The organism is Methylocella sp. CPCC 101449 (genome assembly GCF_031921685.1).
Lineage (GTDB): Bacteria > Pseudomonadota > Alphaproteobacteria > Rhizobiales > Beijerinckiaceae > Terripilifer.
In genome coordinates, this window is sequence record NZ_JAPDHU010000001.1 from 2,001,492 (window position 1) to 2,017,216 (window position 15,725).

The 15,725-nt window shown below is 63.0% G+C and carries 15 protein-coding genes; 9 read left to right on the forward strand and 6 right to left on the reverse strand.

From position 1 onward, the window contains the following. Position 1: 1 nt before the first annotated feature. The 3 genes from OIM99_RS09270 (at position 2) to OIM99_RS09280 (ending at position 1,921) form a co-directional block, all read left to right on the forward strand. Positions 2 to 934, forward strand: a complete 933-nt coding sequence (locus OIM99_RS09270) for an outer membrane beta-barrel protein (protein ID WP_311850048.1) — start codon at positions 2 to 4, stop codon at positions 932 to 934. Positions 935 to 1,001: 67 nt separating this feature from the next. Next, positions 1,002 to 1,523: a carboxypeptidase regulatory-like domain-containing protein gene (locus OIM99_RS09275; RefSeq protein ID WP_311850049.1), complete on the forward strand. Its 522-nt coding sequence runs from the start codon at positions 1,002 to 1,004 to the stop codon at positions 1,521 to 1,523. Further along, complete coding sequence (locus tag OIM99_RS09280) at positions 1,520 to 1,921, forward strand: (deoxy)nucleoside triphosphate pyrophosphohydrolase (RefSeq protein ID WP_311850050.1); 402 nt, start codon at positions 1,520 to 1,522, stop codon at positions 1,919 to 1,921. The genes OIM99_RS09275 and OIM99_RS09280 overlap by 4 nt, the downstream gene beginning before the upstream one ends. Here the strand turns inward: OIM99_RS09280 and OIM99_RS09285 are convergent. The 4 genes from OIM99_RS09285 to tsaD all read right to left on the reverse strand — a co-directional run bounded on the left by OIM99_RS09285 (position 1,918) and on the right by tsaD (position 5,112). Then, complete coding sequence (locus tag OIM99_RS09285) at positions 1,918 to 2,331, reverse strand: EVE domain-containing protein (protein WP_311850052.1); 414 nt, start codon at positions 2,329 to 2,331, stop codon at positions 1,918 to 1,920. The genes OIM99_RS09280 and OIM99_RS09285 overlap by 4 nt on opposite strands. Before the next feature lie 87 nt (positions 2,332 to 2,418). Further along, positions 2,419 to 3,432, reverse strand: a complete 1,014-nt coding sequence (locus tag OIM99_RS09290; RefSeq protein WP_311850053.1) for an NAD(P)H-dependent glycerol-3-phosphate dehydrogenase — start codon at positions 3,430 to 3,432, stop codon at positions 2,419 to 2,421. Further along, entirely contained in the window at positions 3,429 to 4,052 is a 624-nt protein-coding gene (locus OIM99_RS09295; RefSeq protein WP_311850054.1) for a phospholipase D-like domain-containing protein, read from the reverse strand. The genes OIM99_RS09290 and OIM99_RS09295 overlap by 4 nt, the downstream gene beginning before the upstream one ends. 1 nt (position 4,053) lies before the next feature. Next, positions 4,054 to 5,112 (reverse strand): tRNA (adenosine(37)-N6)-threonylcarbamoyltransferase complex transferase subunit TsaD, encoded by a 1,059-nt coding sequence (gene tsaD, locus OIM99_RS09300; RefSeq protein WP_311850055.1) that lies wholly within the window; start codon positions 5,110 to 5,112, stop codon positions 4,054 to 4,056. An 80-nt stretch (positions 5,113 to 5,192) separates the two neighbouring features. On the opposite strand from tsaD, the gene hemC reads away from it, so the two are divergent. From hemC to OIM99_RS09330, 6 genes are all read left to right on the forward strand, one after another. Beyond that, complete coding sequence (hemC, locus tag OIM99_RS09305) at positions 5,193 to 6,107, forward strand: hydroxymethylbilane synthase (RefSeq protein WP_311850056.1); 915 nt, start codon at positions 5,193 to 5,195, stop codon at positions 6,105 to 6,107. A gap of 3 nt (positions 6,108 to 6,110) precedes the next feature. Further along, on the forward strand, positions 6,111 to 6,821 hold the full coding sequence (locus OIM99_RS09310) for a uroporphyrinogen-III synthase (protein ID WP_311850057.1): 711 nt from the start codon (positions 6,111 to 6,113) through the stop codon (positions 6,819 to 6,821). 513 nt (positions 6,822 to 7,334) lie between these two features. Continuing rightward, positions 7,335 to 8,477 (forward strand): ABC transporter substrate-binding protein, encoded by a 1,143-nt coding sequence (locus tag OIM99_RS09315; RefSeq protein ID WP_311850058.1) that lies wholly within the window; start codon positions 7,335 to 7,337, stop codon positions 8,475 to 8,477. A 44-nt stretch (positions 8,478 to 8,521) separates the two neighbouring features. Continuing rightward, positions 8,522 to 9,616, forward strand: a complete 1,095-nt coding sequence (locus tag OIM99_RS09320) for an NAD/NADP octopine/nopaline dehydrogenase family protein (RefSeq protein ID WP_311850059.1) — start codon at positions 8,522 to 8,524, stop codon at positions 9,614 to 9,616. Continuing rightward, complete coding sequence (locus OIM99_RS09325) at positions 9,613 to 10,599, forward strand: 3-hydroxybutyryl-CoA dehydrogenase (RefSeq protein WP_311850060.1); 987 nt, start codon at positions 9,613 to 9,615, stop codon at positions 10,597 to 10,599. The genes OIM99_RS09320 and OIM99_RS09325 overlap by 4 nt, the downstream gene beginning before the upstream one ends. Before the next feature lie 48 nt (positions 10,600 to 10,647). Next, positions 10,648 to 12,912, forward strand: coding sequence for a primosomal protein N' (locus OIM99_RS09330; protein WP_311850061.1), 2,265 nt, complete (start codon positions 10,648 to 10,650; stop codon positions 12,910 to 12,912). Between the two features lie 22 nt (positions 12,913 to 12,934). Here the strand turns inward: OIM99_RS09330 and OIM99_RS09335 are convergent, their stop codons facing one another. Both OIM99_RS09335 and OIM99_RS09340 read right to left on the reverse strand, forming a co-directional pair. Then, on the reverse strand, positions 12,935 to 13,609 hold the full coding sequence (locus tag OIM99_RS09335; RefSeq protein ID WP_311850062.1) for a hypothetical protein: 675 nt from the start codon (positions 13,607 to 13,609) through the stop codon (positions 12,935 to 12,937). Positions 13,610 to 14,029: 420 nt separating this feature from the next. Then, entirely contained in the window at positions 14,030 to 15,493 is a 1,464-nt protein-coding gene (locus OIM99_RS09340; protein WP_311850063.1) for an aldehyde dehydrogenase family protein, read from the reverse strand. Between the last annotated feature and the right edge of the window lie 232 nt (positions 15,494 to 15,725).

Consider the following 15,725-nt stretch of genomic DNA (forward strand, 5'->3'; position numbering starts at 1 on the left):
AATGGTGCGCTTGGGGGCATTGGCGGCGACGGCTCTGATCGGCATGAGCGCGACCGCTTTCGCGGCGGATATGGGCATCCCCACCGCCTATCCATCATATCCGGCGCTGCAACAGGAAGTGCCGGTGGAATTGGGCACGGGTTGGTATCTGCGTGGTGATGCGACCTTCGCACGTGAAATGACACCGCAGGTTTTTGGTGCACCTGGTGCCGTGGCGACATCCGCGCCGGCAGGCTCGCAGTTGCTCAATACGGGCGGCACCAAGAATGGCTGGGCGCTCGGCCTTGGTTTCGGCTACCAATTTAACAATTGGGTTCGTGCCGACCTGACTTACGAATACCGTAACGCGATCAACGCAAATGCATCATCGGCGCAGTTCGATTGTCAAAGCGACGTGGCTGGTATCAATGACATATCGAGCGGCGATCCGATTGGGATAGCGGTCATCTACAACAAATGTACTGCGGGGCAGAAAGCGAGCTTGAAGCGTCATGTTGGTCTCGCCAATGTCTATTTCGATCTCGGAACCTGGTCCGGTTTGACGCCATATGTCGGTGCGGGTGTCGGCGTTTCCTATAGCGCGACGACAGCCTCTTACAACTGGTACAACGCAGCAGATGGCAGCATGTATGGGCCGACTTTCGTACGCCCGGCTGGATATCCATTGATCTATAGCCATATCAACAATATGGGGCAGAGCATTCCAGGGCAGCCCGTGAACTATGGCGCGCAGAGTAAGTACCAAGCCATCAGCTCGAACTCTGTTGCCTTCGCCTGGGCTTTGATGGCCGGCTTCGCCTATCAGCTCACGGATCGCGCCAAGATCGATATCGGCTATCGCTATCTCAATATGGGCAATCCCTCGAAGGCGTCCGGTTCGAAGGCGTTGACCTCCAATGAGGTGCGCGTCGGCTTCCGCTACGCGATCGACTAGTTCGTCTCCTCTGACTTGATTTGCCGCATACGATCCGCCACGCTCCATGTTCCAATGGAGCGTGGCGATGCGTTTGAGCGGCGTGATTCTAGCTTGCGTCATGACGGCGGGATGTCAGTCGACGTCGTCGATGGCGCCGCCTGTTCCCTTCGATGCGCAAGCCGCCCGCTTCATCCGCGAAAAAGGCGTCCATCGCATCGAAGGCCAGGCGTTATTCGTCACGCGCGACGGCATTGCGCATGAATTGGCCGGCGCGACGGTTCGGCTCGTGCCGGCAACGCCCTATAGCGTGGCGCGTTTCCAGGCGCTGTATCGCGGCCGCCGTTCCATTCCGCCGATGTGGGCGCCGCCGGCCGATGCGGGGCCGACCTATAGCTCCTATACGCGCACGACCCGTGCCTCCGCTCAAGGGATGTTTGCTTTCGATCGCGTGGCGCCGGGCACTTATTTCGTCGCCACGTCGAAAATCTATTCGGCCAGGGGCTCCTTTACGCCAGAGGGCGCGGCGATGTACGAGACGGTGAGGGTCGGTCCGGATCAGCCGGCTGTCTCGATTACGCTCGTTGGACGTCAGGAAGGCCGGTTTTGAACATTCTGCTCGTCGTTGCCGTTGCCCTGATCGATGCGGATGACCGCATTCTCATCGCGCAACGTCCGGAAGGAAAGAAACTCGCCGGCCTGTGGGAATTCCCCGGCGGCAAGATCGATCCGGGCGAGCGGCCGGAGGCGGCCTTGATCCGCGAATTGCGCGAAGAGCTCGACATCACCGTCAAGGAAGATTGCCTGGCGCCGCTGACCTTCGCCAGCCACGCCTATGACGATTTCCATCTGCTGATGCCGCTCTATATTTGCCGGCGTTGGGAGGGCTTCGTGCGGCCGCGCGAAGGCCAGGCGATCAAATGGGTTAAAGCCGCGCAGATGCGCGATTATCCGATGCCGCCGGCCGATGCGCCGCTCATTCCGCCGCTGATCGATCTGTTGGGCTAAACGCCACCCATCTTGCAGACGAGTTTCCACTCGGCGTCGGTCACCGGCTGCACCGAGAGGCGAAAGGACGTGACGAGCGACATTTTGGCGAGCGTCGGCGTCGCCTTCACCTGTTCCAAGGTCACCGGCGTCTTCAATGGCTTCACCGCCTTGAAGTCGACCATGCCGAACTTGCCGGTCTTGTCGGTCGGGTCGGGGTAATAGAGCTTCGACACCTCGACGATGCCGACGATCTCCTTGCCCTCGTTGGAGTGATAGAAGAACACCTGCTCGCCGAGCTTCATCGCCATGAGATTGAGTTTGGCGGTATGGTTGCGCACGCCGTTCCATGACGTGCCCTTGGCGCCGGCTTCGACCTGCTGATCCCAGGACCAGGACGACGGTTCGCTCTTGACCAGCCAATGTGCCATGACGTGTGCCTCTTCGGAAAATCGCGGCAGAACCCTACATCCAACATTCACAGGAAGAAACCGCCAGGCGGCGCCTGTCCACCTCCGTTAGGAGGCTTCGCCGCGCAACGGCCGTGCCATCAGCGCATCGACGGCGCCGTCGATGCTGAGCTTGCCTGACAGGACCGCATCGACCGCCTGAGCGATCGGCATGTCGATCTGCTGGCGCTGGGCGAGTTCCAAAATGCCGCTGGCGGTGAAGGCGCCCTCGGCCAGTTTGCCGGCGCGCGCGTCGGCCAATGTCGCGCCTTTGCCGAGCGCGACGCCGAGCGCGAAATTGCGCGACTGGGTGCTGCCGCAGGTCAACACCAGATCGCCGAGCCCTGAGAGGCCCATCAAGGTTTCGCTGCGTGCGCCGAAGGCTCGGCCGAATCGCGACAGTTCGGCGAAGCCGCGTGCCACCAGAGCGGCGCCAGCGCTGGCGCCGAGACCCCGGCCGGCGGCGATACCGCAGGCGATGGCGAGCACATTCTTGGCGGCGCCGCCAATCTCGACGCCTCTGAGATCGTCGGTGTGGTAGAGGCGGAAGGTTGGCGTCGCCAGGGCCGCGCCGATACGCTCGGCCAGGCGGCCGTCGGTGGCGGCGATGGTGACGGCCGTGGGCAGGCCGCGCGCCACGTCATGGGCGAAGCTCGGTCCCGACAGCACGGCGACCGGCTGTTGCGGAATGATCTTGCGGGCGATCTCGCTGACGAACAGGCCGCTGCCGATTTCGATGCCCTTGGCACAGATGACGAGCGGCGCGGTGTTTTTCAACATCGGCGCGAAGACGCGCAGCACGTTGCGTAGGCTCTGCGTCGGCACGACGGCGAGCACCAGATCGGCCTGATGGATCGTGTGCATGTCGTGGGTCGGCGCAACCGCTTGTTCGAGGCGGATGTCGGGCAGGTGCTGCGTGTTGACGCGCTCCTTGCAGAGCGCCTCGATCTGCTTGGTGTCACGTCCCCATAGATCGACCGGATGGCCCGCACGAGCGGCCACGTTGGCGAGCGCGGTGCCCCAGGCGCCAGCGCCGATGACGCCGACACGGGTAAAGCCCCGCGGTTGCCTGTTCTCATTCATGGCCGGTCATCTCCCAGGAAGCGGCGTGCGGCTGGGGGCATATCACGGTTCAGTGGCGTATTGCCGGGGCGGTCCCACAAATATTCGAATTGACGCACGAAACTGCCGACGGCATCGCGGCCTTCGATCAGCAGGAGGTCGTTGTCCTGATATTGGCCGCCGCTGACGGAAAAATTGGCCGAGCCTGAGCGCAGGATACGCGTGTCCACCTGATAGGCTTTGAGGTGCATCAAGTCATTGCCGCCGGTTTTGATGCGCGCTTCGACGCCTTTCTGGCCGACAAGCGACCAGAAGGCCGGATTGGCATCGGGCCGGCGCACGGCGGGCTGGTCGGGATCGAGATAGAGGCGGACTTTGACGCCGCGCCGCGCCGCATCCGACAAAGCTTCGACGATGCTGCGATCGGTCAGCACATAGCCGGTGAAATCGATCGTCTGGCGCGCGCCGCTGATGACGGCGCGGTCGATCTCGCGCAGATTGTCGCGTGGCGCGTAAAAAATGCGCACGCTCGCGGTCATGCGGTCGGCATCGAGGGGCCCGCGCGCGCCGCCTGGCGTCAGGAAGAAGATGGCGACGGCATAAAGAACGGTTTTGATGCCTGAATGCAGCGGGCGCCGCATGTCACGCCTTTCCGTTGTGAACCCGTTGTGCGTCCGGATCGAGAGGCCAGCGCGGCTTTGGCGCGAAATCCATGCCGTCCTGGAAGCCGGCGCGCAGGCGCTCGATGCCGGTCCAGGCGATCATTGCGCCGTTGTCGGTGCACAGATCCGGTGGCGGCATGACGAGTGGCAGGCCGGTTTCGGAACCCAGGCGCGCCAGCGCCCGGCGGATGGCGCCATTGGCGGCAACGCCACCGGCGATGACGAGAGCGGTCGGGTAGCCATGGGTGGCGCGGAAGATGCGCAGGCCAGCGCGTACGCGATCGATTACCATGTCGACGATTGCTGCCTGGAAGCTGGCGCAAATGTCGGCGGCATCATCTTCGGTGATGGCACCGAGGCGATCGGCCTGCAGCCGCACGGCGGTCTTGAGACCCGAGAGCGAGAAGTCGGCTTCGGCGCGGCCGAGCATGGGGCGGGGAAAATCGAAACGGCGCGGGTCGCCGCGATCGGCCATGCGCTCCACCTGCGGTCCGCCGGGATAGGGCAGGCCGAGCATTTTGGCGACCTTGTCGAAGGCTTCGCCGATGGCATCGTCGACGGTGGTGCCGATGCGGCTATAGGTGCCGACTGCGGTAACGGCGATCAATTGCGTGTGGCCGCCGGAGGCGAGCAGCAGCAGATAAGGAAATTCGAGCTTGTCGGTCAGCCGAGCGGTCAGCGCGTGGGCTTCGAGATGATTGACGGCGATGAAGGGCTTGCCGGTGGCGAGCGCCAAGGCCTTGCCGGTGGTCAGGCCGACAATGACGCCGCCAACGAGCCCGGGGCCAGCGGCGGCGGCCACCGCGTCGATATTGTCCATGGTGGTGCCGGCCCGCTCCAGAGCGCGGCGGATGATGCGGTCGATCAGATCGACATGGGCACGCGCGGCGATTTCAGGCACGACACCGCCATAGGCGGCATGTTCGGCAATCTGGCTCATCACCTCGTTGGAGAGGATTTCGCCGCTGCCGTCGGGGCGGGTGGAGACCACCGCCGCCGCCGTTTCATCGCAGGTTGTTTCGATTCCCAGGACACGCATGCGACACTTGTAGACTGTCCGGGAGGCGCGTGAAACCCTATAGTCCGGCCAGTTTTAAGCTCAGTTTAGCGAAGAGAAGAATGAATCTGATCCGAATCGGGACGCGCGGCAGCCAATTGGCGCTGGCTCAGGCCCATGAGACGCGCCGCCGCCTGATGGCGGCCCATGGTCTGGCCGAGGCGGCGATCGAGATCGTGCCGATCCGCACGACGGGTGACATGATCCAGGATCGCGCCTTGGCAGAGGCTGGCGGCAAGGGGCTGTTCACGCGCGAACTCGATGCGGCTTTGGTCGAGAACCGGGTCGATCTGACCGTGCATTCGTCGAAGGATCTGCCGACGATCCTGCCCGATGAGATCGAGGTCTCGGTCTATTTGCCGCGCGAGGACGTACGCGACGTGCTGATTGCCCGCGATGCCAAAAGCATCGCTGATCTGAAGCCTGGCGCGCGTGTCGGCTCGGCCTCGCTGCGCCGCGGCGCTTTGCTGAAGCGTTTGCGGCCGGATGTGCAAATCGGCCTGCTGCGCGGCAATGTGGAGACGCGTCTGCGCCGCATCGCCGATGGCGATTTCGATGCGACCTTGCTGGCGCTCGCCGGTCTCAAGCGCCTGGGGCTTGAAGATCGCGCCGCCGCCATTCTCAGCACCGATGAATTTCCGCCGGCCGTGGGGCAGGGGGCGATCGGCATCACCGCGCGCAAGAACGACGCGGCGACCCGCGCGCTCTTGCAGCCGATCGGCGATATCCCGACAGGCCAGGCGCTGACGGCGGAACGGGCTTTCCTGCGTGTGCTCGATGGTTCGTGCCGCACGCCGATCGCCGGGCTTGCGACGGTCAAGGGCGATCGCCTGACTTTCTCCGGCATGATCCTGCGCACCGACGGCAGCGAGTGGTTCGAGATCGCCGATGAAGGGCCGGCTAGCGAAGCGCTGGCCATCGGCGAACGGGCCGGACAGGCGCTGCTGGCGCGTGCGCCCACAGACATTCTGGGGTGAGTCATGCGTGTCCTCGTCACGCGGCCGCAATGGGATGCCGAGGGCACGGCGACGCGACTGGTTCAGGCTGGCTATGAACCGATCATCGCGCCGCTCATGGGCATCGTCGCCACGGGCGCCGATGTGCCGGGCACGGATTATGCAAACACTTATGAAGGCGTGATCGTCACCAGCGTCCATGTTTTCGATGCGGTGATTCCGGATGCGCGATTTGCGGTTTTCTTCGACAAGCCGTTGCATTGCGTCGGTACGCGCAGCCGCGACATGGCGCATCGGGCCAATATTTTCGAGGATGGTTTCAACGGACGCGATGCGGCGGAACTTGCCACGCTGCTTCTGCGCGAAATGAAGCGGGGCACGCGCCTGCTTTATCTGGCTGGGCGCGATCGCAAGCCCGATCTCGAACTGGCGTTGTCGGCGGGCGGTCTGCACGTCGATACGGTGGTTGTCTATGAGGCGCGCGCGGTCGAAACTTTGCCGAAACCGGCCGTGACGGCACTGCAAGGCGGTATGCTCGACGCGGTCCTGCATTATTCGCGACGCAGCGCCTCGATCTTCGCCGATCTCGTCGTCGATGCCGGCCTCGAAGATCGTGCCGCGCGCCCACGTCACATCTGCATTTCAGCTGATTGCGCTAACGGCCTCGCACGCTTGAATGTTACGGCCGAGATTGCTGACGCCCCGACCGAAGCGGCGATGATCGATCTTCTCTAGCCGGCCGCAAATCCTCCGGCGTCCAAAAGCATTGCCGCCAATCTCATCGGGTTGCCGCTCTTTTCCATGGGCGACGATGATTGTTTGGCCATCTTGCCTCAAATAAACCCTAGACACTTCATGCATGAAGTAATAGCGTGACGTTCATCCTGGTCATGCCGGGCTGAAAACATAAAAATGAACCTCGAACAGGTCGAAGATAGCGATTACGGAGGTTTTATGGGCCTTTCTGGAGGGAGCTAGCAAACTTCTGCTGTCGTGCCTAAGGCGCGGGCTTCCGATATTTCATTGATGTCTAAAATATCTAGTCTCTCTTCGTGAGGGAGTGCAGTTGCTTGTGTTCAAGTGGCTTAACGATGGATCAGAGCGTGCCGCGCCAGCCGCTTTCTCGTCGCCCTGCATTGCGGGTGAGACGCTGCTTTCTTCCCGTCCAATCTCTGATGTCGCCGCGCGTTTCGCGCGGTGGTCGGCGGATTTTTGCTTGTAACGGTTCATACAAATGGAGAGGTCGTTATGCGCACGCTTATATCGGCAACCATTCTCGCGGGGAGCTTCGTCGTCGCCACAGGGGCGCAGGCGGAGATCAAGGTTGGCTTCGTCACATCGTTGAGTGGCGGCGCGGCGGCGATCGGCATTCCCTACGGCAAGGGGATGAAAGCGGCGCAAGCCTATAAGCCTCAGGTCGGTTCGGAGAACATCAAAGTCATCGAGCTTGACGATGCGTCCGATCCGTCGGCAGCCACGCGCAACGCGCGCAAACTCGTCGAGGAAGAGAATGTCGACATTCTCATCGGCACGGGAACGGTACCTTCCAGCATTGCGATGACGGCCGTCGCGAAAGAGCTGAAAGTGCCGATGATCGCGATCTCGCCGATCAGCTCGGCCGACGCGGACCAGTGGAGCGTGACGATCCCGCAATCGCCGGCCCTGATGGGGAAGGTGGTCGCGCAGCGCATGAAGCGCGATGGCAAAACCAACATCGGCTATATTGGCTTTTCCGATTCCTGGGGCGATCTCGTCTATGACGGCGCCAAGCGGGCGGAGGCGGACGGGCTCATCAAGGTTCTGACCAACGAACGCTATGCGCGCACCGATACCTCGGTTACCGGCCAGATCCTCAAGATTTTGGCGACGCAGCCCGATGGTGTTTTGATCGGCGGATCTTCAACGCAAGCCGCGCTGCCGCTGATCGAACTGGCGAAACGCAGCTACAAAGGCGGGCTCTACGGCTTGGCGCCGCTCGTCAACGCGGATTTCGTGCGCGTCGGCGGCAAATCCGCCGAGGGGGTCAAGGTGACCATCGGCCCCGTCGTCGTGGCGGAACAATTGCCGGACGGTCATTTCGCCAAAGCGCTCTCCATGTCTTTCCGCGAGGCCTATCAGAAGGCGAATGGCGAAGCGACGACCGATGGCTTCTCCGCCTACAGTTTCGATGCGTGGCTGGTCTTCATCAACGCGGCGGAGCGGGCCTTGCGCAGCGCCAAGCCCGGGACGGCTGAATTCCGCACGCGGCTCAAGGACGAGATTTTGCAAACGAAAGAACTGGCCGGCGTTCATGGCGTTTACAACTTCGCCAAAGGTTCCAGCTACGGCGTCGACGAACGCTCGCTCGTGATCGTGCGGCTCGTCAATGGAGCCTGGAAATACGAGCCGTGACTCCCTCTGGGAGCTGCATGCAATTCATCTGAGGAGGTCATGGAATGCGCATTGCCGTTATCGGTGGAGGGAACGGTTCTCTCGCGGGTGCCGCGGATTTTGCTCTCGCCGGTCATGAAGTCGTCTTGTGGCGGCGCGGGGAAAAGGAGGTCGCGCAACATCGCGCGCTCGGCAACAAGCTCAAGGTGCGCGATTATTCCGGGACGCGCGAGGTCACTCTGAGCGACGTCACCAGCGATATCGCCGCGGCGCTCAAGGGTGCGGACCTGATCTTCTGCCCGGTGCCGGCGACGGCACACGAAGATCTGGCGCAGGTGATCGCGCCGCATCTGCGTGCGGGACAGGTCGTCTTCCTGCCGCCGGGAACCTTGGGCTCTCTTATTTTCGCCAAGGCGGCGAAGGCGGCGGGCACTGCGCGCGGGGTGGCTTTCGCAGAAACCGGCACGTTGCCCTGGCTGGTGCGCAAGCACGGTTTCGCGGAAATCCTCATCACCACACGCGCGACGCGTCTGCCGACCGGCGTCTTTCCGCTGAAGGCGCATGATCACGCGATCGCCGTGATCAGCCAGGCGTTCCCGGGGGCCATCGAAACCTGTGGCGACGTTTTGTCGGCGGCTTTGATGAATGCCGGGCCGGTCATCCATCCGCCGCTGATCATCATGAATGCGGCGCCGCTGGAACATTTTCCGCAATGGGACATTCATAACGAGGGCACGCAGCCGTCGGTACGGCGGGTGACCGATCAGCTCGATGCCGAACGGGTGAAGGTTCGTGAAGCCATGGGATATGGCGCGCCGCATTTTCCGCTGGCCGACCATTATCGCAAGGATGGCGATGAATGGATGTATGGGCGCAATTCGCACAAGCAGCTCACCGACTCGGGCGATTGGCGCGAACACATCGTGCTGACCGAACACCGCTATATGATGGAAGACGTGCGTCTCGGCCTTTCGCTGCTCACATCCGTGGCGCAGTTGGCGGGTGTCGAGGTTCCGGTGGCGCGGGCGATGATGTCCGTCGGCGCGGCGATCTGCGCCGACGACTTCGAGAAGGAAGGAAGGCCGCTGTCCAAGGTCGGTTTTCCCTCGCTCGATCGCGCCGCCATCACCCAGTTCCTGCAAAATGGATATGATGCATGAGCATGCCGGAAAATATTGTCGCCGTCGGTGCCGGGCGCATGGGGCGCGGCATCGCGATCGTCTTTGCTTATGCCGGCCATCCCGTCACGCTGCTGGACTACAAGGAACGTCCTGCAGCGGAATTTGCGGCGTTGGAACGCGATGCGCGGCAGGAAATCGTCGAAACGCTGACCTTGCTTGCGGAAATCGGTTTGTTCGACGGCGGCGCCTCTATCGAACAGATCGCCAATCGCGTTCGCGTGGTGGCCAAGCAGGATGCGGCTGCCCCGCTGGCGGCGGCGGATATCGTCTTTGAAGGTTTCCCTGAGGTTCTCGACCTCAAGCGCGAAGCGCTGCGGGAGGTCTCCAAACAATGTGGTCCCTCGACGATCATCGCCTCGACGACGTCGACCATCCTGGTCGAGGATCTGGCACCGGCGGTCGAACATCCAATGCGCTTTCTCAACGCCCATTGGCTGAACCCGGCTTTCATCGTGCCCCTGGTGGAACTTTCGCCGGGCAAGGAAACGAGTGCCGAGACATTGCAGCGTTTGAAGGACGTGCTGGAACGGATCGGCAAGGTGCCCGTGGTCTGCGCCTCGAGCCCTGGTTATATCGTGCCGCGCATTCAGGGCATCGCCATGAACGAAGCGGCTCGCCTGGTGGAACAAGGGGTGGCGAGCGCCGAGGATATCGAGAAGGCGGTGAAATATGGCTTCGGCTTCCGCTTCTCGGTGCTGGGCTTGCTCGAATTCATAGATTGGGGCGGCGGCGATATTCTCTATCACACGAGCAAATATCTTTCGGGTGCCTTGAACGACCGGCGCTATGCCGCGCCGCCGATCATCGAACAGAATATGGCGGCAGGCCGGATCGGCCTGAAAACACAGCAGGGTTTCCTCAACTATGAGGCGATGGATGTGGCCGCCTATCGCAAGGAACGTCTGGCCGCTTTCGTCGATCGTCTGCGCCATCTGGGGCTGACGCGGACGCCCGTCGTTTAGGCTGCTGAACTGCCTTGCTGCCGCCGCCGGCCTGTGATGGATGGCGGCATGGGCTTGCTCGCGGACGAATCAGAACCGGCTACCGCCGTCAGCCACGTCGTCGACGTGCTGGTGCCGGTCGCGGTCGAGACGGCCTATTCCTATAAAGTTCCTGCTGGCATGGACCTGCGGCCGGGCGATTTCGTCGAAGTGCCGCTCGGCACCCGCGAGGCGACCGGCATCGTCTGGAACGTGCGGGCCGCACCGGGCGGCAATCTTAAGGCGGTGATCGCCAAGCGCGATCTGCCCTCCGTCCGCGAGCCCTTGCGGGCGCTGATCGACTGGATCGCCAAATGGACCCTGGCGCCGCGCGGCATGGTGCTGCGCATGGGCGTGCGGGCGCCCGATCATGCGGGGCCGGAGCCGGCGCGCGTCGGCGTGCGGCTGGCTGGCGATCCGGCGGCGCCGCAATTGCCGCGCCGCATGACGCCGGCACGCGCGCGGGTGATCAAGGCGGCGGAAGGCGGTCTTTTGATCGGCAAGTCGGCGCTGGCGGAAGCGGCCGCCTGTTCGGCCGGTGTCGTCGACACCTTGATCGACGAGGGCACGCTGGAAACCGTGGCGCTGCCGCCGGAACCCGTGGCCTTGCCGCCCGATCTTAATTTCGCGGTGCCGAGCTTCGAGCCGGGGCAGCAGGTGGCGGCACAGGCTTTGGCCGAAGCGGTGGCGGCGAAGACATTTTCGACCACTTTGCTCGAAGGCGTCACCGGCTCGGGCAAGACGGAGGTCTATTTCGAGGCGGTGGCGGCGGCGGTGCGCGCCGGGCGCCAGGCCTTGATCATGATGCCGGAAATCGCGCTGACAGGGCAGTTTCTCGACCGTTTCGCCAAGCGCTTCGGGGTGCGGCCGGCGGAATGGCATTCGGGCGTTTCGGCACGCAAGCGGGCGCGTATCTGGGCCGGAGTGGCCTCGGGCGAGGTGCAGGTGGTGGCGGGTGCCCGCTCGGCTCTGTTCCTGCCCTATGCCGACCTCGGCGCCGTCATCGTCGATGAGGAGCATGAACAGGCTTATAAACAAGAGGATGGCGTCGCCTATCACGCCCGCGACATGGCGGTGGTGCGGGCGCGGCTGGAAAATGCCGCCGCGGTTCTGGCGTCGGCGACACCGGCGCTCGAAACCAGGGTCAATGCCGAGCAGGGGCGTTATCGCTACCTGAAGCTGGAAGCGCGGTTTGGCGGCCGCAGCCTGCCGCAGCTCCAGGCCATCGACATGAAGTCGGGCGGGCCGCCGCGTGGCAAATGGATTTCGCCCCGTCTCGCCGCCACGATGGATCAAGTGCTGGAGCGCGGCGAACAGGTGCTGCTGTTCCTCAACCGGCGCGGCTATGCGCCATTGACTCTGTGCAATGCCTGCGGCCACCGCTTCCAATGTCCGCATTGCACCGCCTGGCTGGTGGAACATCGTTTTAGGCGGGCGCTGGTGTGCCATCACTGCGGCCATATCGAGCGCCGGCCGGACGAATGTCCGGAATGCCACACCACCGACAGCCTGATGGCCTGCGGTCCCGGCGTCGAGCGGCTTGCCGACGAGGTGGCCGAACGCTTTCCGGGCAAGCGCGTCCTGGTTCTGTCCTCTGACTTTCCCGGCGGCACGGAGCGGCTGCGGCGCGAGATCGAAGAGATCGCCAATGGCGCTTTCGACATCGTCATCGGCACCCAGCTCGTCGCCAAAGGACACAATTTTCCAGGGCTCACCCTCGTCGGGGTGATCGACGCGGACGTCGGTCTCTCCAGCGGCGATCCGAGAGCGGCCGAGCGCACCTTCCAGATGCTGCAGCAGGTGACGGGCCGCGCCGGCCGTGGCGAAAAGCCCGGCATGGGCCTGGTGCAAACCTGGCAGCCGGACCATCCGGTGATCAAAGCCATTCTGTCGGGAGATGCGGAACGGTTTTACGCCGAGGAGATCGAGCAGCGCCGCCGTGCCGGTCTGCCGCCGTTCGGGCGGCTGGCCGCCCTCATCGTTTCTGGCAACGACCGGGCTTCGGCGGAGGGCCATGCCCGCGCCCTGGTGCGCGCCGCCCATGCGGTGCCCGACACGGAGCGCTGGCGGTTCGCCCGCCATGGGGCCTTGCCGGAAGAAGATGACATGGTGCTGCTGGGGCCAGCCGAGGCGCCGATCGCCGTTGTGCGCGGGCGCCATCGTTTCCGGCTGCTGCTCAAGGCGCCCCGGTCGGCGGATCTGCAAGGATTTCTGCGCGCCATGCTGGCGGCGGCGCCGCCCGAGCGGGGCGGCGTACGCGTTCAGATCGACGTCGATCCGATGAATTTTATGTAGGCGCCGTCCGTCAGCGAACCGCTTATGGCGCCCGTGTCAGGGTCAGGCCCGGCTTCGGCGGCCCCAATTGCTCGATCACCGATTTTTCCTCGGTCGGATCGGTCTTGGCCTGGAATTCCGCTGACCGGTTGCCGCGCGAATGGATGACCAACGGCGACATCGGTTCGCCGGTGGCGATAATGGTGTCGAGGCGGCGCAGCGCAAAGGCGCGCTGCAATTGGGCGAGATCGGAGCGGTTGCGCAGCTTTGACTCGGCGAGCGGACGGAACGGATTGGCTTTGCGCGAGCCGGCCTCATAAACCGTCAGGCCAGAGGCAGTGACGACGATGTCGCCTGAGCGCAGGGTCGGATCTTGCAGCAGCGCGGCCGCGATGCCTTGGGTCTGCGCCACTTCGGCGAGATGGCGAACGGTTTTCAGATCGCGCGCGACCGTCGGGTTCGGTCCGTCGGCCGTCGCCGACATGGCCTTGCCGCGCTTGGCTTCTTTCTTGTTCTTGGTGCGGGTGCGGTCCTGGGCGCGCGGCTGAGCGCTGGGCTGCGGTGCGTAAACCGGCCGCTGTTGCTGGGAATTGCCAAACAGGAAATCGAAAAGTCCGGCCTGGGCCGGAACGGTGGTGGTGAACTGGAGCATACCCGCAAGGATTACGCAGGCAGGCCAGGAACGTTTCACCGAACGCACGAACATTGTCGGTTTCATCGTCGCTTCCCCAAAAGCGGGCCACCAACCCGGTAATGCATATAGGAATGTATACACATAGACCAGCCACTCTAACCTCAACAGCCATGCTTTTGTCTATGGCCGAATGTCGTCAGAGGGCACCAATCACTGTCTTCGACCCAAGATGGTTACCGCAGGCGGTCCCATCTAGGGCTCAATTCCAGCAAATATAAAAAGTTTCCCCGCCATGCAGTTGCTTGCGCACATCCATGGGTCAGGCGAATGAAGATTTCATAACAGACAGAGGTTGCCTGTGCGATTGCGCACACTGAAATGTGAGCAAGGTTCACAAATTCAGAACGAACGCTTCGCGTCCGTTGTCATACCGGATGCAAGCCGATGCGGGAAGCGTGATTCCCCGCACCGGTCTCTCATGTTGTGATTCTACGATATTAACCCTTACGCCTGCGGGACGTTGATGATCTGCGGCTCCATATAGGACTGCACCCCCATCACGCCGTGCTCGCGGCCCATGCCCGATTCCTTGAAACCGCCAAAGGGAATGTCGGCTTCGGAGCCAACATGGTGGTTGATCCACACCGTGCCGGCCTCGATCCGCGCCGCCACTTCGGCACCCTTCTTCATGTCCTTGGTCCAGACCGAAGCGCCGAGACCCATGCGGGTGTCGTTGGCGCGGGCGATGGCGTCATCGAGATTGGAATATTTCAGCACCGGCAAAACCGGGCCGAACTGTTCCTCGGTGACCAGACGCGTATCGTCCTTCAGGCCGGCGATAATCGTCGGTTCGAGGAAGTAGCCGGGGCGGTTGAGCTTATGGCCGCCGGCGACGACGCGCACGCCGGGCTGGCGCTTGGCGTCTTCCAGCACGTCGACGACTTTGTCGAACTGCATCTTGTTTTGCAGGGGCCCCATCTGCACGTCCGGCTCGAAGCCTTCGCCGACGCGATGGTTCTTCGCCAAAGTGGCGAAAGCTTCCAGCACCGGCTCATACATCTGCTCGGGCACATAGACGCGCTTCACCGCCATGCAAATCTGGCCGCAATTGCCGAAAGCACCGTTGAAGATTTTCTGTGTCGTGGTGGCGATGTCGGCATCGTCGAGAATGATCGCGGGATCGTTGCCGCCGAGTTCGAGGGTGACGCGCTTGAGCGTGCTGGACGAACTGTTCATGACGTGCTTGCCGGTGGCGACCGATCCGGTGAAGGAGATGCGGTCGATGCCCGGATGTTCGGTCATCCACTTGCCGAGGTCATTGCCGCCGGCCACGACATTGAAGACGCCGGGCGGAAGAATGTCGCGCGACAGTTCACCGATCAGCAGGGTCGAGAGCGGCGTATAAGGCGACGGCTTCAGCACCATCGTATTGCCGGCGATAAGGGCCTGGGCGATCTTGTGTGAGGCAAGGCCGACCGGCACGTTCCACGGCGTGATGGCGCCGACGACGCCCATCGGGCGGAAGTGCAGGCTGATCTTGTTCTTGCCGTCGTCGCGCAGCACCTCGTCCTTGACCTCGATGTTCGACATCGCTTCGAGCGAATGGGCGGTGCCGGCCATTTCGCGCAGCGCGTTCGACAGTGGCTTGCCCTGTTCGCGGGTGATGAGGGCGGCGATCGTCTCGGCGTTGTCGCGCACCGCTTTGGCGAGCTTGTGCAGGTAGGCGCGGCGCTCGCCGAAGGAGAGGCGGCTCCAGGCCGGGAAAGCTTTGCGGGCGGCGGTGACGGCCTGTTCGAATTGCTCGCGGGAAGCGTCCGGGCACTGGGCGAAGATCTGTTCGGTGGCGGGGTTGATGACGCCGAACGTGGCAGTGGCTGGGACGGCCTTGCCGTCAATCGTGTGGGTGAAGGCGTATTTTACTTCACCTTGGCTATTTGGCTGGGTCTGAGAGGCCATATCTTGAGCCATCTGTTCCTCCTCGGGGGTGTTATTCGCTATATTCAAACGGATATTACGATGCAAGGAGCCGGGTGTTCGTTCGGGCCAGGGTTCGGACTAAGTTCAGGGCAGCGCCTTGGCGGGTCATCAAGACCAGCGCCGGCTGATAAAAGCAACGCGGCGACGTTGCCGAATTGCGAAATCTCCGGCTCAAGTTTCTTCGGTCGGTCTGCGATAAAACCCTAGCGCGGCGTCTCCGTAG